14 protein-coding genes are annotated in these 16,426 nt (G+C 41.4%); 1 reads left to right on the top strand and 13 read right to left on the bottom strand.

What is annotated here, in order from left to right:
* Positions 1-118: 118 nt before the first annotated feature.
* From nhaC to QNH28_RS14260, 10 genes are all read right to left on the bottom strand, one after another.
* Positions 119-1,492, bottom strand: a complete 1,374-nt coding sequence (gene nhaC / locus QNH28_RS14305; RefSeq protein ID WP_283911932.1) for a Na+/H+ antiporter NhaC — start codon at positions 1,490-1,492, stop codon at positions 119-121.
* 238 nt (positions 1,493-1,730) lie between these two features.
* Positions 1,731-2,993 (bottom strand): group II intron reverse transcriptase/maturase, encoded by a 1,263-nt coding sequence (gene ltrA, locus QNH28_RS14300; RefSeq protein ID WP_283911680.1) that lies wholly within the window; start codon positions 2,991-2,993, stop codon positions 1,731-1,733.
* Between the two features lie 180 nt (positions 2,994-3,173).
* A complete protein-coding gene (locus QNH28_RS14295) occupies positions 3,174-3,335 on the bottom strand; it encodes a hypothetical protein (RefSeq protein WP_179085742.1) in 162 nt (53 codons plus the stop codon).
* Between the two features lie 278 nt (positions 3,336-3,613).
* Entirely contained in the window at positions 3,614-6,130 is a 2,517-nt protein-coding gene (locus QNH28_RS14290) for a hypothetical protein (RefSeq protein WP_283911931.1), read from the bottom strand.
* A 37-nt stretch (positions 6,131-6,167) separates the two neighbouring features.
* On the bottom strand, positions 6,168-7,508 hold the full coding sequence (locus tag QNH28_RS14285; RefSeq protein WP_349655053.1) for an ABC transporter substrate-binding protein: 1,341 nt from the start codon (positions 7,506-7,508) through the stop codon (positions 6,168-6,170).
* A gap of 38 nt (positions 7,509-7,546) precedes the next feature.
* On the bottom strand, positions 7,547-8,707 hold the full coding sequence (locus QNH28_RS14280; protein ID WP_283911930.1) for an efflux RND transporter periplasmic adaptor subunit: 1,161 nt from the start codon (positions 8,705-8,707) through the stop codon (positions 7,547-7,549).
* Positions 8,708-8,727: 20 nt separating this feature from the next.
* Positions 8,728-9,561 (bottom strand): carbohydrate ABC transporter permease, encoded by an 834-nt coding sequence (locus QNH28_RS14275; protein WP_481858387.1) that lies wholly within the window; start codon positions 9,559-9,561, stop codon positions 8,728-8,730.
* Positions 9,562-9,619: 58 nt separating this feature from the next.
* Positions 9,620-10,486 (bottom strand): carbohydrate ABC transporter permease, encoded by an 867-nt coding sequence (locus tag QNH28_RS14270; RefSeq protein WP_076299069.1) that lies wholly within the window; start codon positions 10,484-10,486, stop codon positions 9,620-9,622.
* A 146-nt stretch (positions 10,487-10,632) separates the two neighbouring features.
* Positions 10,633-12,105: a DUF4179 domain-containing protein gene (locus tag QNH28_RS14265; RefSeq protein WP_283911928.1), complete on the bottom strand. Its 1,473-nt coding sequence runs from the start codon at positions 12,103-12,105 to the stop codon at positions 10,633-10,635.
* A 20-nt stretch (positions 12,106-12,125) separates the two neighbouring features.
* A complete protein-coding gene (locus QNH28_RS14260) occupies positions 12,126-12,620 on the bottom strand; it encodes an RNA polymerase sigma factor (RefSeq protein ID WP_283911927.1) in 495 nt (164 codons plus the stop codon).
* A gap of 184 nt (positions 12,621-12,804) precedes the next feature.
* On the opposite strand from QNH28_RS14260, the gene QNH28_RS14255 reads away from it, so the two are divergent.
* On the top strand, positions 12,805-13,560 hold the full coding sequence (locus QNH28_RS14255) for a DeoR/GlpR family DNA-binding transcription regulator (protein WP_283911926.1): 756 nt from the start codon (positions 12,805-12,807) through the stop codon (positions 13,558-13,560).
* Positions 13,561-13,611: 51 nt separating this feature from the next.
* On the opposite strand, the gene QNH28_RS14250 is transcribed toward QNH28_RS14255, so the two are convergent.
* The 3 genes from QNH28_RS14250 to QNH28_RS14240 are packed head-to-tail and all read right to left on the bottom strand — an operon-like array spanning position 13,612 to position 16,338.
* Positions 13,612-14,418: an alpha/beta fold hydrolase gene (locus QNH28_RS14250; RefSeq protein ID WP_283911925.1), complete on the bottom strand. Its 807-nt coding sequence runs from the start codon at positions 14,416-14,418 to the stop codon at positions 13,612-13,614.
* Positions 14,419-14,431: 13 nt separating this feature from the next.
* A complete protein-coding gene (locus QNH28_RS14245; protein ID WP_283911924.1) occupies positions 14,432-15,505 on the bottom strand; it encodes a Gfo/Idh/MocA family protein in 1,074 nt (357 codons plus the stop codon).
* A 17-nt stretch (positions 15,506-15,522) separates the two neighbouring features.
* Positions 15,523-16,338, bottom strand: coding sequence for a sugar phosphate isomerase/epimerase family protein (locus QNH28_RS14240; RefSeq protein ID WP_283911923.1), 816 nt, complete (start codon positions 16,336-16,338; stop codon positions 15,523-15,525).
* Positions 16,339-16,426: the final 88 nt, after the last annotated feature.

Here is a 16,426-nt window from a genome sequence, read left to right as displayed (position 1 = left end):
TCCGATAAATTGTCCACTTTTTCAGCATAGAATACTAGCTTGATCACATTGATTCAACGCATAGTATTCTTTATATACGTTCAATCAATGCATTAGGTGTCCATTATCTTGAGATTTCTTAATCTTTACCCAGTGAGTTCCTTTGCAATCTAGGGATCAACGCGTAAGCAAACGTGATGAATGGACTTAACCATAAGAAGGTTGCATAAGGTGCATACTCTATAACGGGCACACCCAAAGTCACTGCGAAGAAGGCCCCACTGACGCCCCATGGAATCAATGGATTAACCAGCGTTCCGCAATCTTCTAATGTACGGGACAGTGTCTTGGCTGGAATACCACGGCGAGTATATTCATCTTTGAACATTTGACCTGGCAAAAGGATAGACAGATACTGTTCACCCGTCATGCCATTTACAGCAATGGATGACGCTCCGCTCATAAGAACAATGCTGCTTTTACGCTTGAGTGGTTGAATGAGTATACGGAAAAAGGCCTCGATGACACCGCAATGCTGAATCAAACCACCTAAAGATAAGGCAATTAAGATTAGAGATACAGACCACATCATCGATTGCATCCCTCCGCGATTGACGATAGAAGCAACCATTTCATTCGCGATATTAGTGTTATATCCGCTCTGCATTACACTAAACCAGACATCGACTTCTGTCTGCTGCTGAATCAAAGCCGTCACTAGTAGACCACTGACAATACCTACAACTAACGTAGGTAGGATCGGAATCCGCTTGATCGAGCAAGCAATAACAGCTAGTGGAGATAGTAGCGTTAGCCAGTGAATATGAAATCCATCTTGTAAGGCAAGCTTGATATCCTTAATTGAGGATAAGTCGATCGAGTTGCCCTTTGGAGCGAGCAGAAAAAAGACTGTGGTAATCACAAGGGCTGGCACCGTAGTGTATGCCATATTACGAATATGTGTAAATAAGGAGATCCCGGCCACTGCAGGAGCAAAATTCGTTGTGTCCGATAGTGGCGACATTTTATCACCAAAGCAAGCCCCGCAGATTATCGCTCCAGCAGCCAGAGTTGGTGAAATCCCCGTAGTTACTGCAATTCCCATTAAAGCAACGCCGATGGTGCTTACTGTCGTGAATGAGCTTCCAGTGAACATCGAGACGATGATCGTGACATATAATGCGCTCACCGCAAAATAATTTGGATTAATATAGTCCATTCCATAGTATAAAAGCGACGGCACCGTACCGCTCATCATCCACACAGCAATCAGAATTCCGATCAGCATGAGGATAAGAATCGGCATGATGGCAGTTTGTATACCTTGTATGATAGCAGATTCGATCTTTTTCCAAGAGAATCCAAACATTCCTAATAAGGCAGCTGTGCCTACTGTAGTTGCAAGAAGCGGTAAATGTGGCTCCGCTTTTAAAAGAAAGATAGATACAAATAAAGTGGCTAGAATAAAAGCGATGATGATCATGCTTTTTGAGAAACTAAGCTGTCGTTCCATGAAGATAATGCTCCTTAACATTGTATTGGGTAAACCTATTGATAAGAACTTCCACACTTTTAAGCTTTTAGGCATTGAAGCGCAGAGGTAATCTTAACGAAAAGACTGAGAACAGTCAATGTAAAGAACATACATTGAAGGATTTTCCATAAAAAGTTCATAACTATAATCGAGTAGGAGGGGGCGGTGAGCCCCCGACCTCTCACACCACCGTACGTACCGTTCGGTATACGGCGGTTCATGAAATATTCCGTAGTAAGTTGTATCTGTCCATTAAGCTCTTAAGTCCATTGGTTTCCCAGTATCGGTTATTCAATGCTCGTGACAAAATTGGACTCCCTGCAATTCGCCAGTACCCTTTTCGGGTATTTCCCCACTCATCCGCTTTATCCTTGCGTACGCCTAAGGATATTAGTCTTTTGACTTTGGTTCTCGGGTTCTTCCATTGCTTCCATAGGCACATTCTTAGCCTTCTTCGTATCCACTTATCCATGTCTCGAAAGCTACTTGGTGTATCCGCTAGCGAGAAGTACCCACACCATCCCATAAGATATTGGTTTAGTTTCTGGATTTGCTCTTCCATCTTCATCGGCTTCTTTCGAGAGGTTATCTCTCGAATTCTAACCTTCGCTTTCTGCAAGGATTGCTGTGCTATCCTCACCTTTGGCACTTGGTCCACACTAAAAATAAAACCCAGAAACTTCCGTTTCCAGGGGCGGTCTACCGCACTCTTGCCTTGGTTTACCTTGAGTTTTAGCTTTCCCTCAATGAACCCAGTGACGGATGCTTTGACTCGTTCACCTGCTCTCGGAGTTTTCACGTAGATATTACAGTCGTCCGCATAGCGCACAAATCGGTGTCCACGTTTCTCCAGTTCCTTATCCAGTTCGTCCAGTACAATATTAGTTAATAACGGACTCAAGGGCCCCCCTTGCGGCGTTCCTTCTAATGTCGGCTTTACTAATCCATTCTCCATCACGCCCGATTGAAGATATTTACGAATAAGTAAGAGGACCTTCTTGTCCTTCACTTTCTCCGCAATCTTCAACATAAGACGGTCATGGTGGACGCGGTCAAAGAATTTCTCCAAGTCTAGGTCGACTACGAATCGATATCCTTCTTTCATGAATTCTCTAGCTTTCCTCACCGCATCATGTCCCCGCCTTTTGGGACGAAATCCATAACTGTGCTCGGAAAACTGTGGATCGAACAATGGGGTTACCACCTGCGAAATGGCTTGCTGAAGCATTCGGTCTGTCACGGTAGGTATCCCTAACATCCGGACACCTCCGCCGTTCGGTTTCGGGATTTCGACCCGTCGTACGGGGCTCGGTTCATAGGTTCCTTCTTCTATCGCATGCCGTAGGGTTTGCCAGTTTTGTACGATGTGTTTTCGTAAGGATTTTACGGACATGCCATCTACGCCATGGCTTCCTTTATTGGCTTCAACACGCTTTAAGGCTTGCAGAAGATTTTCCCGTGACAGCAACTGCTCCAACATTTTTTTTTACCTCTCTTTACGTGATTTGCATCTTCCTCTTGTGCCAAAGATGAATTCAGCCCTGCTGAAGTCCCCCACGGGATTCACCGCTTCCTTCTTCAGTTAGGTCCTTACGGATTTTTTTTTTCTGCTTTCATCACTCATCTCGAACGCCTGGATATACAAATACCTATTTCATGTTCAGCCCTTCCGCCCGTGTTGCACCACGGGGCGTACTATGGCATCTGCTGACTTCTGTACGTTCAGCTTACCTTCACAGGTAAGGTTACGGAAGTTGTTCCGCGTTCCGTACAGATCTCCCCAGGTAAGAACGCTATCTTCCTCTCCATCTATCTGCTTCATTTACTCTCGCACACCTTTGGCAGTAAGGGTTTTAGTTTGTTTAGCAACCTCACCCAACGTACGCTAGCCTTATATGAAGTTCGTGTTCCTCAGACCGGAGATTTGCCGCCGGCTTCCTTCAGATTCCACCTCACGGTGGACACCCTTGCCTTAGACTAATGGCTACTACTGCCTTCGCCATTCGGGACTTCAACCCTATAGATAGCGCCCATGCTGGGCGCACTAAAAAAAGTGCTGGCAGTTATGCCAACACTTTTGACTTGATACTTTACCCTATTTTAATTGCTTGTGTTACCAGTACTGTTAGATGTTCTCGATTCTGAAGCAATGTAAGTAAACGGGTAAGACTGACTCCCTAGCAACACCCTATGCCCCTGGAATTCATCATATAGATTTACACGAATACTTCCTCCCCTTAATATTTTGTGAAAGTTACTATTAAATGAAGTTGTGTATGATTTATTTTTGCCCATTGGTAAATCAGACCCCAGTTCCAAAGTCTTCTCCATGGTTTGTCCGTAAGGATCAATAAGTTCTAATACCAGCTTATGCTCATAGGCACCTGCTTCAAAATCTTCTGTTTCGGATAAGCTATAATTTACTACTACATCTAACGTGCCCTTCTCCTCAGTAATCGTACCGACTGCATTTGCAACCGAAAGGTTGTAAGGGAATAGCTCGACACTTGTTAGATTATTTAGTGGGATTACTGCTTTAGGGGTAAGTGCTAATTTAACACTATTGATAAATCCAGTTGATGCTCCCCCTAAATCTGTAAGCTTACCTTCAGCAACCCCTTCCCCAATATAAAGCGCAAGCTCAGACGTACTCACACCTTGCGGAAGCTTACTCCAGATTGTAACCAAATTTTTACCATTTGGGCTTGTTGCAGTTGTAGATTGGCTAACCACCGCCTTGAAAAATTGGTTATCAGCTGTTTTGTAATAAGCCACAAGCTGAGCCGGTTTCGCCTGGCGTGGTTCTTCGCTAATCATTTCCAGCTCAGTATAGATCAAATTAGAATTGTTCACATAATATGTGGTTGTCCGACGCTCACGGACTTCTGCTTTTTTGCCTAGCGAATTCATATGATGAGATTCACCTACAGCAATCGTATCTATCACATTATTTAGCGAGTTTGTATTCATAGAGAGAAACTTCGTGATTTCATCACCAGAGGTATCTTGTAGCACTATCTTTAGCTGATTGAAACTATAAGAATATGGGACTCTCGCTATCACATAGATCTCTGTCGTTTCATTAGGAGCTATCGACGTTTGCGCATTTGTGGTCACGATCTGGGCTGTGCTGCTAAGATCACTCGTTTCTGCTTTAACTATAGCTTTTAGAACAGGGAGCTGTACTGAGGTTAAGCCGATGTTGCGGATGCTGAGCTTAGTTACGATTTGATCACCATCATCCCAAGGCAAACGCTGATAGGAGTTCAGCTTCACCATGAATTTCCCGTGCCTGTTCTCGACCCTATACTCTTGACCCATCAGATTATTGTTTTCCAGAGAATAAGGTATGTTAAACTGAGCAGTTGGAAAAACAACCTTGTCATCAACAGCGGGTTCCGTCCATTGCAGCTGCAACTTACCTTGATTAAGTTCTAATGGCACATTCGCACTGAGGTTGATAAGCTTCTCTTCAAGCGGTTTCAATGTTACATTCGCAAGTGCTTTTGAATCTACCGGAATACTAAATCCTTCAGCAGCTTTAACCGTAAGCTCGTAGGCAGGTAGTGTGATAGCTTTATTCCCAAAATTCTTAAGACGGAATTGAAGATTCCATTTCGCGGAGTTATTTTCCGAAGATACGGAAGCACTCTTCAATTGCGTTTCAATGGTGTTATTCTTAATAGTAATCTTCTTAACAGCATAATTAGCCACAGCAAAGTCAGAAGTTGTTACTGTAGGAAGCTTGAAAGATTTAACTGGAAGTATTATTTTCAATGTTTCATCTTCTTGCGCAAATTGCAATATCATATGTTCAGTCTTCATATAGGAAGGAACTTCCGTTAAATAGTAAACTGTCTTCTTCTCTTGGGACTGTACATTGAAACTGCCACTGGCGTCCTCCAGCTTAAGTTCGAACACCGAACCACCTGCCGATTTCAGGTAAGTTTTATAAGCGGAATGGCTAAGCACTTTTTTACCCAAATTCGTGAAACTAACGCCTACTCTCATATAGACTTTTCCATTCGTCTTAAGCCTTTGCAGACTTTCCGCCTTGATATTTACTGGTAGATTATCCATCGTGAGCTTCTTACTCTGGCCTTGAGGAATGATAACTGCGTAACTAGCCGGAATAGAGAATTCACCTAGCTTTTTCTGATAATCCTGGCTACTGAAATCCCACTTCAACAGGGTCACTTTAGTGCCGTTTAATTTTGTAGACTGTCCAATATTCACATAGTAAATTACAATTTGGCTACTCTTTGGAGGGATGTATTTTTTGGTGACATCTCTCGTGATAGGTTTGCCTTGAATGACAGCCCCCCCAGTTGTAGTAACCCTTGAGAAATAATCAACGTGAGCTACACTATTACTGCTACCATTGCTATAACTAAGTGTGTATATAAGTATATTGCCGCTCGGTTGCTCAAAAATATCCATATCTATTAGCTTCACGTTGACATTGTTTTTTAAAGCGATCGTACCAAGTTTGTCCAACGTGAATACCGCTGTAGCTGAAGCACTTGTCGATGCTGCATATGTGCTGTTTACAAAAGGTTGGCTTAATAGCATTGCGCTGAGCAGAACTACAGCATATGTCTTTAGTGATTTGTGCATGAGTCCCCCTCCTTATACAAAATCCTGTTCAATACATCTATTCGTTTAGAACGGTTGTTACTCGATTCTGGATCAGCTTTGCAACAGCTTCCGCAGATTTTTGTCCACTGAAGAATGATGAGGACTCCTCTCCAATAATAGAAAGCACTTTAGTATTCAGATCCGCATATTGATCTACTGTATGAATGATTTCTTTAAACCTAGTAAATTCTTCATCAGAAACCTTAGCGGCTTTTCCGGTTGGAAGCTTATATGCTCCACTTTTCATCTTTTCCTGAATATCGTCCAAATTCTTATCATTCACGGATTGGAGCAGAGAGAATCCTTCTCTATCTTGCAATGACTGTGCTTCTTCAGATAACAAGAAGGTCATAAACTTATAAGCTTCTTCTTTCACCAGAGTATTGGCTTGTATGGCGAGCGAAGATGAAGGTATGATTCTCATACCACCAGTCTTCCCTGCATGTGGCTTCTGAAGGTACACCGGATTTTCAAAGTAAGAATATGGACCATCGATAAAGTCTGTTGGTGACCCTATAACGATGGAGTTAAATAGTTGATTGCCTATTTCCGCTGGCTCCGAAGTCATAACTTGTTCTTTATACATTTTCTTGATTTGTGCCAACAATTCTACAAAAGCAGGAGAGTCGAACTTCGCTTGTTTCGCGTCACTATCAACAAAAAAATTATAATTATCCACGCTCATTTCTTGCAGTGTGACTTCCGGCGGGTAATTCGTTAGGGCATAAAGTTTGTTTTTAGCGTCCTTCCCAGCCTGTTGTATAATTTCCTTCGATTGCTCCCCAAACTCTTTCCAAGTCCAATTCTTATCGTCAATCTTCACATTTGAGTTCTTAATCATATTCCCATCACCTATGAACGCTCTAAAAGCGAACCCGGTAGGAATGAAATATAGGCCGTCGTTTACCTTCATTGCGTCCAAAACATTCATTTCTAAATCACTCTTATTTACCGTTTTATCGTGTTCAAATATATCATTCATGTTCACAAGCAACTTTTTACTCACATAATCATTGATTGAAAAGGCGCTTACATCAAAAATATCTGCACCTTTTCCAGAGAGTAGGGCTGTATTCGTTGTTTTTTTATATTCTACATAACCATTCTCCCCCCACTCATTTCCTACTTCTTTATATGCCTTAATTTGTAGGTCGATATCCGGGTATTTCGCTTCAAACTTTTTCTCTAGCGCCTGATAGAATGCACTCGATTCTGCTAGGGATAGAGTCAAGATTGTCTTTCCCTCTTCAGTTGTCGTTTCCCCCTTGCTTTCCACTTTCTCATTACCTCCGGAGTTACATGCCGTTGTCATTATCAAAGCACCCATTAATAGTACAAAAATAGACCTTTTAATCATTTGATTTCCTCCTCCTATTTTCTCGTTTATATGATTTCTTATTGCAGTCGAACTCGGTTCCCGTCTTCAAGAGGTTCATTACTTTCCAGAATAATTGAATCCTCCTCATAGAGAATATCCGATTGAATCATCGTTTCTTTCTCGTTTTTTTCACTGGAGTGAATACGAACTTTTTGAGCGACAAAGACATTGCCTAATGCCCCCCGCTGCTCGTCAACTTTATAGATAAACAAACCTTCGCGATCCTCATGAATAGCTTCATTGGATAGGAGTAACCCCTCTTGGAGTGAATGTTTTTCGATTTTGATCCGAGCCTGTTCACCTCCTTTAAGTTCTGGATCAACGACTTTTATTCTCAAATTCTTTTGAGGAATGGTTTGAGTCTTCCCGGACTCATTACTAGAGGGGCTATCAGCAAGCGACTCTGAATTCGCAACCTCTTCTATGGAGCCGCTTAGGATCCGGGCTTCTTGCCCATGATTCATATCGATCTCCACCTCTATCTTTTCTCCAGCAGAAATCCCTAAATTGGACAAATGCGCGGAATCCACAATAATATCCAATCTGTAACCCCGACTGCTGTTCGATACAATAACATCCGGTTCTCCCATTGCAGCTAACCCTTCGACGGCACTCAGTTTTGATATTAGACCATCGAAAGGAGAAAATAGTTTTTTTTCGCTTGTTAGACGAATTTTTAGTCCGTTAATCTTATTTTCCTGAGCTAAGATATCTAACTTACCTTTTTCGATATCACGTCTTGCATTTCTGATTTTGAATTCATCCTCCTCCAGCGCGGATTGGATGTACTGATCTTGCCTATTCTGTTGATCAATTTTCTGCTTTTCTAAATTTGTTATTTCTTCTTTCAATTCTTGCTCAGCCGTTTTGCTCTCATAGATAATAAGCTTTTGTCCCTTTTTTACACGTTGTCCTTCTTTCACTAGAATTTGTTCGACCTTTAGTCCGGAAGTATTCGAAAGTTTAACTTCAGCAAGTGGCTGCAATATCCCACTACCTTCAATCGTAAATAAAAGATTTCCCTTTGTTGGTTTTTCGGTTCTAACTTTCGGCAAGGTCAAAGTTTGTATCGTGTTACTGAACAATGTAAAAAACAACAATAATCCCATAAAAACCATGAAGACGACTTGAATATTTCGTTTACGTCTACGATCAGTCGGCTTTATACCTAACTCCATATCCCGTCATTCTCCTCCAATCAACCTTTGATACCAGACAATTGAACGCCTTCAATAAAATACGATTCCGCATACAAAAACAGCAACACCATTGGAGCCATATAGAGTATGGATGCAGCAAAAGCGATTCCTCGCTCCCCTTCATTGATCCTCGATAAAAAGACTGACAAGGGCTGCTTAAACGGATCATCCAGAAAAATAAGCGGCTGCTCCACCATGTTCCAATAATCCACGAACAATAATATGACGAGTGCTGCCAGACCAGGTTTAATCATCGGAATAATAATCCTGTAAAAGATCAGCAAATGTCCGGCTCCATCCATTTTGCTCGCTTCGATATAGGCGTATGGTATATCCAGCATGAATTGCCTGAGCATAAACACACCAAAAGCTGCGAAAATTCCAGGTAATATAATCGCATTTGGACTATCTAGTATTCCAAGCTTATCCGCCATAATATAGTTCGGCACTAACGTCACTTGGAAAGGCATGAGCATCGTTAGGACATAGATAAGAAACAAAGGATCTCGCCCCCGGAATTTCAGCTTCGAGAAAGCATAGGCAGCGAGTGCTGCTACTAAAGTCTGTCCTGCAATGATGGGTACGACCATGAATACTGAGTTCCAGAACATCGTCAGATATTTAGGGTTGTCTAGGAGAACCTTAGTGTACTGGTCCAAGGACACTTGATCAGGCAGCAATTTTAAATTTACAAAAGGATCTTCTCTCCCTTCAATCACCTCATTCATCTGCCCGATAGGTCCATAATTGATCTCAATTTCTTTCTCTGTCATAAGCGAATTTGTGAATGTGATCACAATCGGGAATAATAACAAGACTGCAATAACAGCCATGACGAGTGTTAATGCCCCTTTTCGCAACACTTTGACAACTGGCACAACCTTTTCACCCCTATTCCATGAATTGTCTATGCCTCCGTTCAAATGCAAACAATCCCAACACAATCAATAAAATACAACCAAACATCAAGGTCGCCGCGGCAGTCAGCTTCTGAACATCGAGCGACATGAACATATTGTTCATATAATGCTGCAGCATGTAAATGCTGTCGTGCGGATAATCACCAGCGATTAAATACGTTTCTCGAAACACTTTGAATGAATTAATAATCGACATGATGATTACAAAAAACATCGAAGAGGTTAGATAGACAAGCGTAATACTGCGAAACTGCCGTAATCGTCCAGCACCTTCAATTTGAGCCGTTTCATAATAATCCTTTGGAATTTGCTGCAATCCCGCCAAGAATAAAATCACGTTATAACCGATGTTCTTCCATAAATAAACAACAATGATTACATTTCTAGCTGCATCCGTCTTCATCCAATCCACACGATCGATACCGAAGTTGTTCAGCCAGGCGTTAAGCGAGCCATTCCAATCGAAGAGCATCTGCCAGATCAGAATGATGGAGGCGACAGGTACGACAAGCGGCAACACGTATCCAGTCCTCAGCCAATTCCGAAGATATGTATTTTTATTCAATAGCATTGCTAATCCTAACGAGAGCACAAGCATTAGTGGAACACTTATCACACTAAAATAAAATGTATTAGATGCTGCTTTACGGAAAGAATCGCTATCTAGCAGCTCTCGGTAATTATCAAACCCTACAAAGTGGCCCTCTATCGTGCTGTCCATAAAAGAATAGAATACTCCCATAACAAACGGTATAAGGTAAAACATCGCGAATCCGATACCGCTTGGTGCCAGGAACATTATTGCCGCTGAGACATCCTTTCGGAGCCATTTCTTCATAATTAGGTTTATCATTCTTTCAGTAACCTCCTTCCTGTACTTAGAATAAGCAAAACTTTTTAAAAAGAAGTATGGTATATATTAAGTATTTCTTAAATTTCAAGGAATAAATTCTCTGAGAACACAAAAAAACCGTTGATGAAATATCAACGGTTAATCGAGTACAACTCCACAGCCTGCGTATCCATAATTGGATTTGTATATTTCTCTAACGTAATCGTTAATGGCTGAGGATAGTTTTTCGCATTCGCGCCAAAATTATATCCAAACTCGTTCACGGCTGACCCATCCTTAGAAGTCGTATAGCTGCTGAAGCTGCTTGTGGAAGGTGCTCTATTATGTACCTTCCCTTTTGCGTCAGTAAAAGTCTCAGCAAGTCTAGTAGAGCCTTCTAAATATTGAGCATTCTCAAGATTACGTCTTAGGAGGATTTCTCCTTCCTCTACGTTATTCTCTTGCTTTGGCGTGACTAACTCAAGTCCAGTTCCGGGCGCTTCAATAAGCTGATATTTGTTAAGATCCACGACAATTTTCATTTGATCCTTTTCGACAGCCGAAATTCCGAATGCTTTCAGCGTCACAGAATCCGGCTGCTGGCTGCCCTTACTATTCTTGAACACTAACGTAAACTTGGAGTTGTCCGTATAGACTTCAGAATTGTCAGAATTGATGATATAGGGGTAATATAACTTCTCAACTGTGTCCCCTTTTTTACTAATCAGTACTGGATTAATTAATTGAAAAATTTGTTTAGCATTGTTTTGATCATACTCCAGATCTACATAAGTGCTAAGCGGAGTATATTGAACTTGATTCACTTTAATCTTTTGCCCGTCCACTGTCAGTGTTCCGTCTGTATCCAGCATACGTTCCTGTGCTTTGAGCATGTCAGGATCAAGCTCGAAAGCAACATCTAGGCTAGTTCGATACTTATTACTACTGGATAGGAGAGCCTTATCTGAAGTTTCGGTAAGAATTATATTATAGTTGACTTTCTTTGGATATTTTACCGATGATGAAAGATTAGTGGAGTATATAAAATCCATAGACTGTCCGGGTTGAATTCTACTCTCACTAGCGAGCATACTTAATGATGCGCCTTTGTGAAGAGGCGACTCCTGTATCCCTTCAAATTGAAGCTCAAAATCCGCGTGTATAATCACTTCGTCCGTATTGTTCTGTACACTGTATAAAACATAAACCTTCCGTCCATCTGTAACGGCACCTGTCACATCTATCCGGTAACCCTTGTTTTCAGCGCTCTGTCCAACTGGCACAACGAGATTCTGCTCAAGTGCACTGGCCAGCGCAGGCTCTAACCTTGAGAACGAGCGATAAGCTTTGAAATTATCCGTGTTTTTTGTGCTTGCCGATTGTACTGAAGGTTGTGCCACTCCCTTATTCGGTAATCCGATTGTTGAGTATGTAAACAGTAACGCAACCGCTGCAGCTGCAACCACGCCCATACCTGTAGTATAGATGCGTCGTTTTTCTCGCTTCTTCCCTTCCACAATTCCCTTTTTCATAGCGTTGTAGATTTTCATCTCCTGTATTGTTTCGACATTCTGTTGCATATCATCGACGTTCTTACGTAGAATACGTTCTTCTTTTTCTGTCATTCCATTCACCTCCAATATCGCTATAGATAACTTCGAAGCTGTTTGAGTCCTTCGCGCAGCCAAGTCTTAATCGTACCTTCTGGCCTTTTTAGCACTTTGGCAATTTCGACAGTGGTCATGTCATGGTAGTATTTAAGCGTTACGACATGCCTGTATTTAGGCTTTATCCGATTCATCGCACGCTCCAGGTCAATTCGGTCATTACTCTTCATTTCCTGTGCCGCTTCCTCCACCATCTTCTCCGCTACAACCACACGCTTTTTGCGCCGTAGCTCATCCATGCAGCAGTTGATCGTTATTCGAATCAGCCAGGGTGTGAAGGACTGTTCATCCTTTAATTTTTTACGTTTCATCCATGCCCTGCATGATGCTTCTTGGATCACTTCCAGCGTATCCGCCTCTGTTCGCAGATAACTGTAGGCAATGGCGTACATTTTTCGATGTTCCACATACAATCGACTAAAAAAAGCTTCTTCATCCATTTGCGCAAAATCTACCATTCTGACTTCATCCATTGTGTTTTCCACCTTCCACCACCCCCTCTATCTTCTATCAGGAAGATGCATCCACCTCATATATCTATAAGTAAGACGGAGTTGAACGTAAAAACGATTGATTTTTTTCAAATTCATTTCATATGTAGTAAAATAGTAACGTTAAGTACATCCTTTAAAGCATTTTGTGAAAAGAGGTGGATCGGTGCTAAAAGCTGACAGACAGGCGTACATCCTAAAAAAAGTAGAGACCGAAGGCCGCGTTGTTGTCCAAGAATTAACACAGGAATTAAATGTAACGGAAGATACCATTCGAAAAGACTTACAAAGCCTGTCGAAGCTGGGACTTCTCAAACGAATTCATGGTGGAGCCCATAGTCTTATTAATGACATGAAAGATTTCAATTCACGTGTAGAATTTAATAGCCAGACTAAAGCTGACTTAGCTAAACGAGCTTGCACGCTTATTGAGAATGCAAAGGTTATCTTTATTGATGGAGGGTCCACAAATTTAAAAGTAGCCGAGAACATCCCTGAGCATTTTGATGGAAGAATTATTACCAACTCCCCCTCTATTGCGTTATCACTATGCCGGTTGTCCAAAGCTAGTATAACCTTATTAGGTGGCGACCTCGATAAAAAGAATCAAGTATTATTCGGAGCCTCAACGCTTAGAGCGATACAACAAATCCATTTGGATCTTACGATTCTTGGCGTATCCACGCTGGATTCAAAGGTGGGTATAACCGTTCCTTCTTATGAGGAATCTATTATTAAAAATCAATTAATTGAACAATCTTCCATGGTCATTGCCATAGCTACGAAAGAAAAGCTGGAGAAAATATCTACTTTTTTTGTAGCCAAGGTATCCGCGTTAGACTATTTAATCACTGAAGGTACAGTAGACAATAAAATTGTTGATACATATAAAAAACTTGGAGTTAACGTCGTTACAGTATAATACGTTCTTATATTAGTACAAAAAAAGATGAACACCACCTGAAGCTTGTGCTCATCTTTCGTTTAAAAAGCTCTCAATAGCCTTATAGGAATCATGATTATGCTGCTCATTGCTGAGCGTTTTCGAAGTAATCTCAATAAATTGAGCGTTTGGGATATATTCTGAGAGTAATAGTCCGTAGGCGTATGGATGAATAGGATCAAGTTGACTAGCAAGGATCAATGTGGGCAGCTTTAAGTTCTTCCAGGCCTCACGATCATCATTGGGACAATCCTTTGGCAGCTTCACAAACTTCATAGAGGTTTCTTTTACATAAGGATATTTAAACTGCCCTAATAAGGATTCACCCGCATAAGACGATAATGAAGACATGGTTTTATAGACCTCTGAATTTTCGTATCTATTTTGAGCGGTTAGGGTATCTGTATCCTGCAGTACATCATAAATTTTGGCAAAAGCTTCACGAACCAACTTCTCTTGCGGTTTATCTTCCCAGGCTGGACGTAACAGAATAAGCTTCTTAACGCTATCCGGATATCTCAATGCCAAATGTAGCGACACCCCAGCACCTGTGGAAATCCCTCCAATACTGAATTGACTGATATGCAGGTATTTCGTTAAAGCCATCACATCCTCGGCGAATTGTTTAAAAGAAAAGTCATCCACATGGCCAAACGCCACCGTCTTTCCATGACCACGAAAATCTAATGAGATCCTTCGTATGTGATGTGTTTGCTTCATTAAACCGAAAGTTTGATTAACGTCTCCGCCCAGACCATGAAGAAAAATAAAAGGCTCTCCATCCCCTCTATCATCTTCATAATAAAATCGAATGTGATCGTAGGTAAAGTAAGGCACAAGATTCCCTCCTTTATAACGGACCCGAAACGTCACTAAGGTAAATCGTATTTCCGGTCTTAACCGATTCTTCCACAGCGAGCATCGCTCTCATCGTAGCAATCCCATCCTCAATTGTTGCACCTACACCTGGCTTATTATGGAGAATAGAATCTGCGAACCCTTCAATCTGCAATCTATAAAAATGACCATCTGCTCCGAGTGGTCTGTGGTAGCTGTTATCACTAGCTTTGAAAATTTCTACATCGCTTGATTTTAGTGTCCAAGGGTTGTATGTCTTCCCTACTACGGATCCGAATTCACCATAAATTTGGAATCCTTCATGCCAATCCATCCGAACCGCAATGGTCAAATCTAATTGGGCTACAAAGCCGCTTTCAAACTCCGCAGTAATAAACCAACAATAAGCACCGAACTTTTGCGTATTCCATACTTTCACACTTACAATATTCCCACCTAGAAATCTTGCAGTATCGAACAAATGGCTTCCATGACCTAAAATATAATAGCGTTCCTTATTTGCTTTTGGATCTCCAGCAGGTCTCTTCATATTTTTACCGGATAGGATCACTGGTTGAACATTCTCGGTGACAGTATATCGATAGGTGGAATCACAATACCAAGCTTTTAGGCCAATAATCTCACCCATTTCATGATCTACAAACTCTTTAGCTGCTACTATACCGGGGTCAAATCTCTTCATATTCCCCACTTGCACTTTGAGATCGGTACGATCCACAAGCTCTTTTAATTCTTCCACTTCTTCGATGGATACGCCTAGAGGCTTTTCTACCAAGACATGTTTACCTGCACGCAAGGCTTGTTTAGCTGCCTCCACATGAAATTGATCGGCAATCCCAATAACTACAGCATGTACGCTCGGGTCCGCCAGCATTTGATCATAATCCGTATAAACCTTATCGGGTTCATAGATAGCATTCATTCTTTGAAGTAAGTATTCGTCCACATCACAGATCGCATATAGGTTAGCATTTCGTGATCTTCTAATGGAATCAAAGTGAGCCGCCTGTGATATTTGACCGCAGCCTAGAACACCGATGTTCAACAATTTGTTTTCCTTTTTCATATTCATGTCCTCCTATTCTAGTTAAGATAATTCAAAGCATGTGCTACATCGTCCTCAGCTAACCCATGCATAATAACAGGACCGTCATAAACCTTACTTAATTCATTTATATATTCCTTTAAGGGCAAGTTTCCCTTACCCACTGATGCAAAAGTGATCTTCTCTTCGGTTACAAAAGCATCCTTGCAATGTGCAAGGGCAATGTGCTCCTTCAGCGCTGTTAGCGTTTTTGAAATCTTACCTAAGAGGTCCTTATGATCCTGTGGGGTTACTAGATTTGCTGCATCATACAAAACCTTAAGATAGGGTGTGTTCAGATCTTGTAATAGTCTCAAAGCATCTTCTGTCGTACTCACTACATTGGCTTGTTCAGGTTCAAATACTAAAGTCACTTGATTTTCTTTTGCAATTTCCAGCATCCAGGCAAGACTTTCATACAATATAGACCATGCCCTTTCGGAATGATTCTCAGGATCAGGACTCCAAAAATCTTCTTGATTCAAGCTACCCGTAGAAATAGAAACATACGGCACCGCTAATGCTGCAGCAGTCTCAACTACATTTTTAAAACACTGCTGATTCTCAACTTGCTTCTCCTCATTTAGCTCCAGCGTATTAAACGTCCCTGAGATCACAGCAATGCTAACTCCACTACGTATGGTGGCTTCTTTGATCTGAAGGATAATCTCCTGACTAATTTCTTTAGGTAAACTCGCCAACCCCACGTTAGAAAAATTGAATTGAACGGTGCTCATGCCTTGAGCTTTGATTTTGTGTAAGGCGATCTCCAGTTCATAGTTCAAGTATACTTTTGAGAAAATTCCTAGCTTCACAAGTTACACCTCCTTTATCTATTTCCAACTTCATCATACACGCAATTTCGATTATGAACAATAAAATTCAATTAATTATTTGGAAGGG

The sequence above is a fragment of the Paenibacillus sp. G2S3 genome, from assembly GCF_030123105.1.
Lineage (GTDB): Bacteria > Bacillota > Bacilli > Paenibacillales > Paenibacillaceae > Paenibacillus_AQ.
The sequence above is the reverse complement of the archived record's forward strand: the minus strand, read 5'-3'. Positions and strand labels throughout refer to the sequence as shown.

Bases quoted from the DNA above. Each gene is read 5' to 3' on its own strand.
- nhaC (WP_283911932.1), bottom strand. From the start codon at position 1,492: ATGGAACGACAGCTTAGTTTCTCAAAAAGCATGATCATCATCGCTTTT.
- ltrA (WP_283911680.1), bottom strand. From the start codon at position 2,993: ATGTTGGAGCAGTTGCTGTCACGGGAAAATCTTCTGCAAGCCTTAAAG.
- QNH28_RS14295 (WP_179085742.1), bottom strand. From the start codon at position 3,335: ATGAAGCAGATAGATGGAGAGGAAGATAGCGTTCTTACCTGGGGAGAT.
- QNH28_RS14290 (WP_283911931.1), bottom strand. From the start codon at position 6,130: ATGCACAAATCACTAAAGACATATGCTGTAGTTCTGCTCAGCGCAATG.
- QNH28_RS14285 (WP_349655053.1), bottom strand. From the start codon at position 7,508: ATGATTAAAAGGTCTATTTTTGTACTATTAATGGGTGCTTTGATAATG.
- QNH28_RS14280 (WP_283911930.1), bottom strand. From the start codon at position 8,707: ATGGAGTTAGGTATAAAGCCGACTGATCGTAGACGTAAACGAAATATT.
- QNH28_RS14275 (WP_481858387.1), bottom strand. From the start codon at position 9,561: ATGGCTGTTATTGCAGTCTTGTTATTATTCCCGATTGTGATCACATTC.
- QNH28_RS14270 (WP_076299069.1), bottom strand. From the start codon at position 10,486: ATGAAGAAATGGCTCCGAAAGGATGTCTCAGCGGCAATAATGTTCCTG.
- QNH28_RS14265 (WP_283911928.1), bottom strand. From the start codon at position 12,105: ATGACAGAAAAAGAAGAACGTATTCTACGTAAGAACGTCGATGATATG.
- QNH28_RS14260 (WP_283911927.1), bottom strand. From the start codon at position 12,620: ATGGATGAAGTCAGAATGGTAGATTTTGCGCAAATGGATGAAGAAGCT.
- QNH28_RS14245 (WP_283911924.1), bottom strand. From the start codon at position 15,505: ATGAAAAAGGAAAACAAATTGTTGAACATCGGTGTTCTAGGCTGCGGT.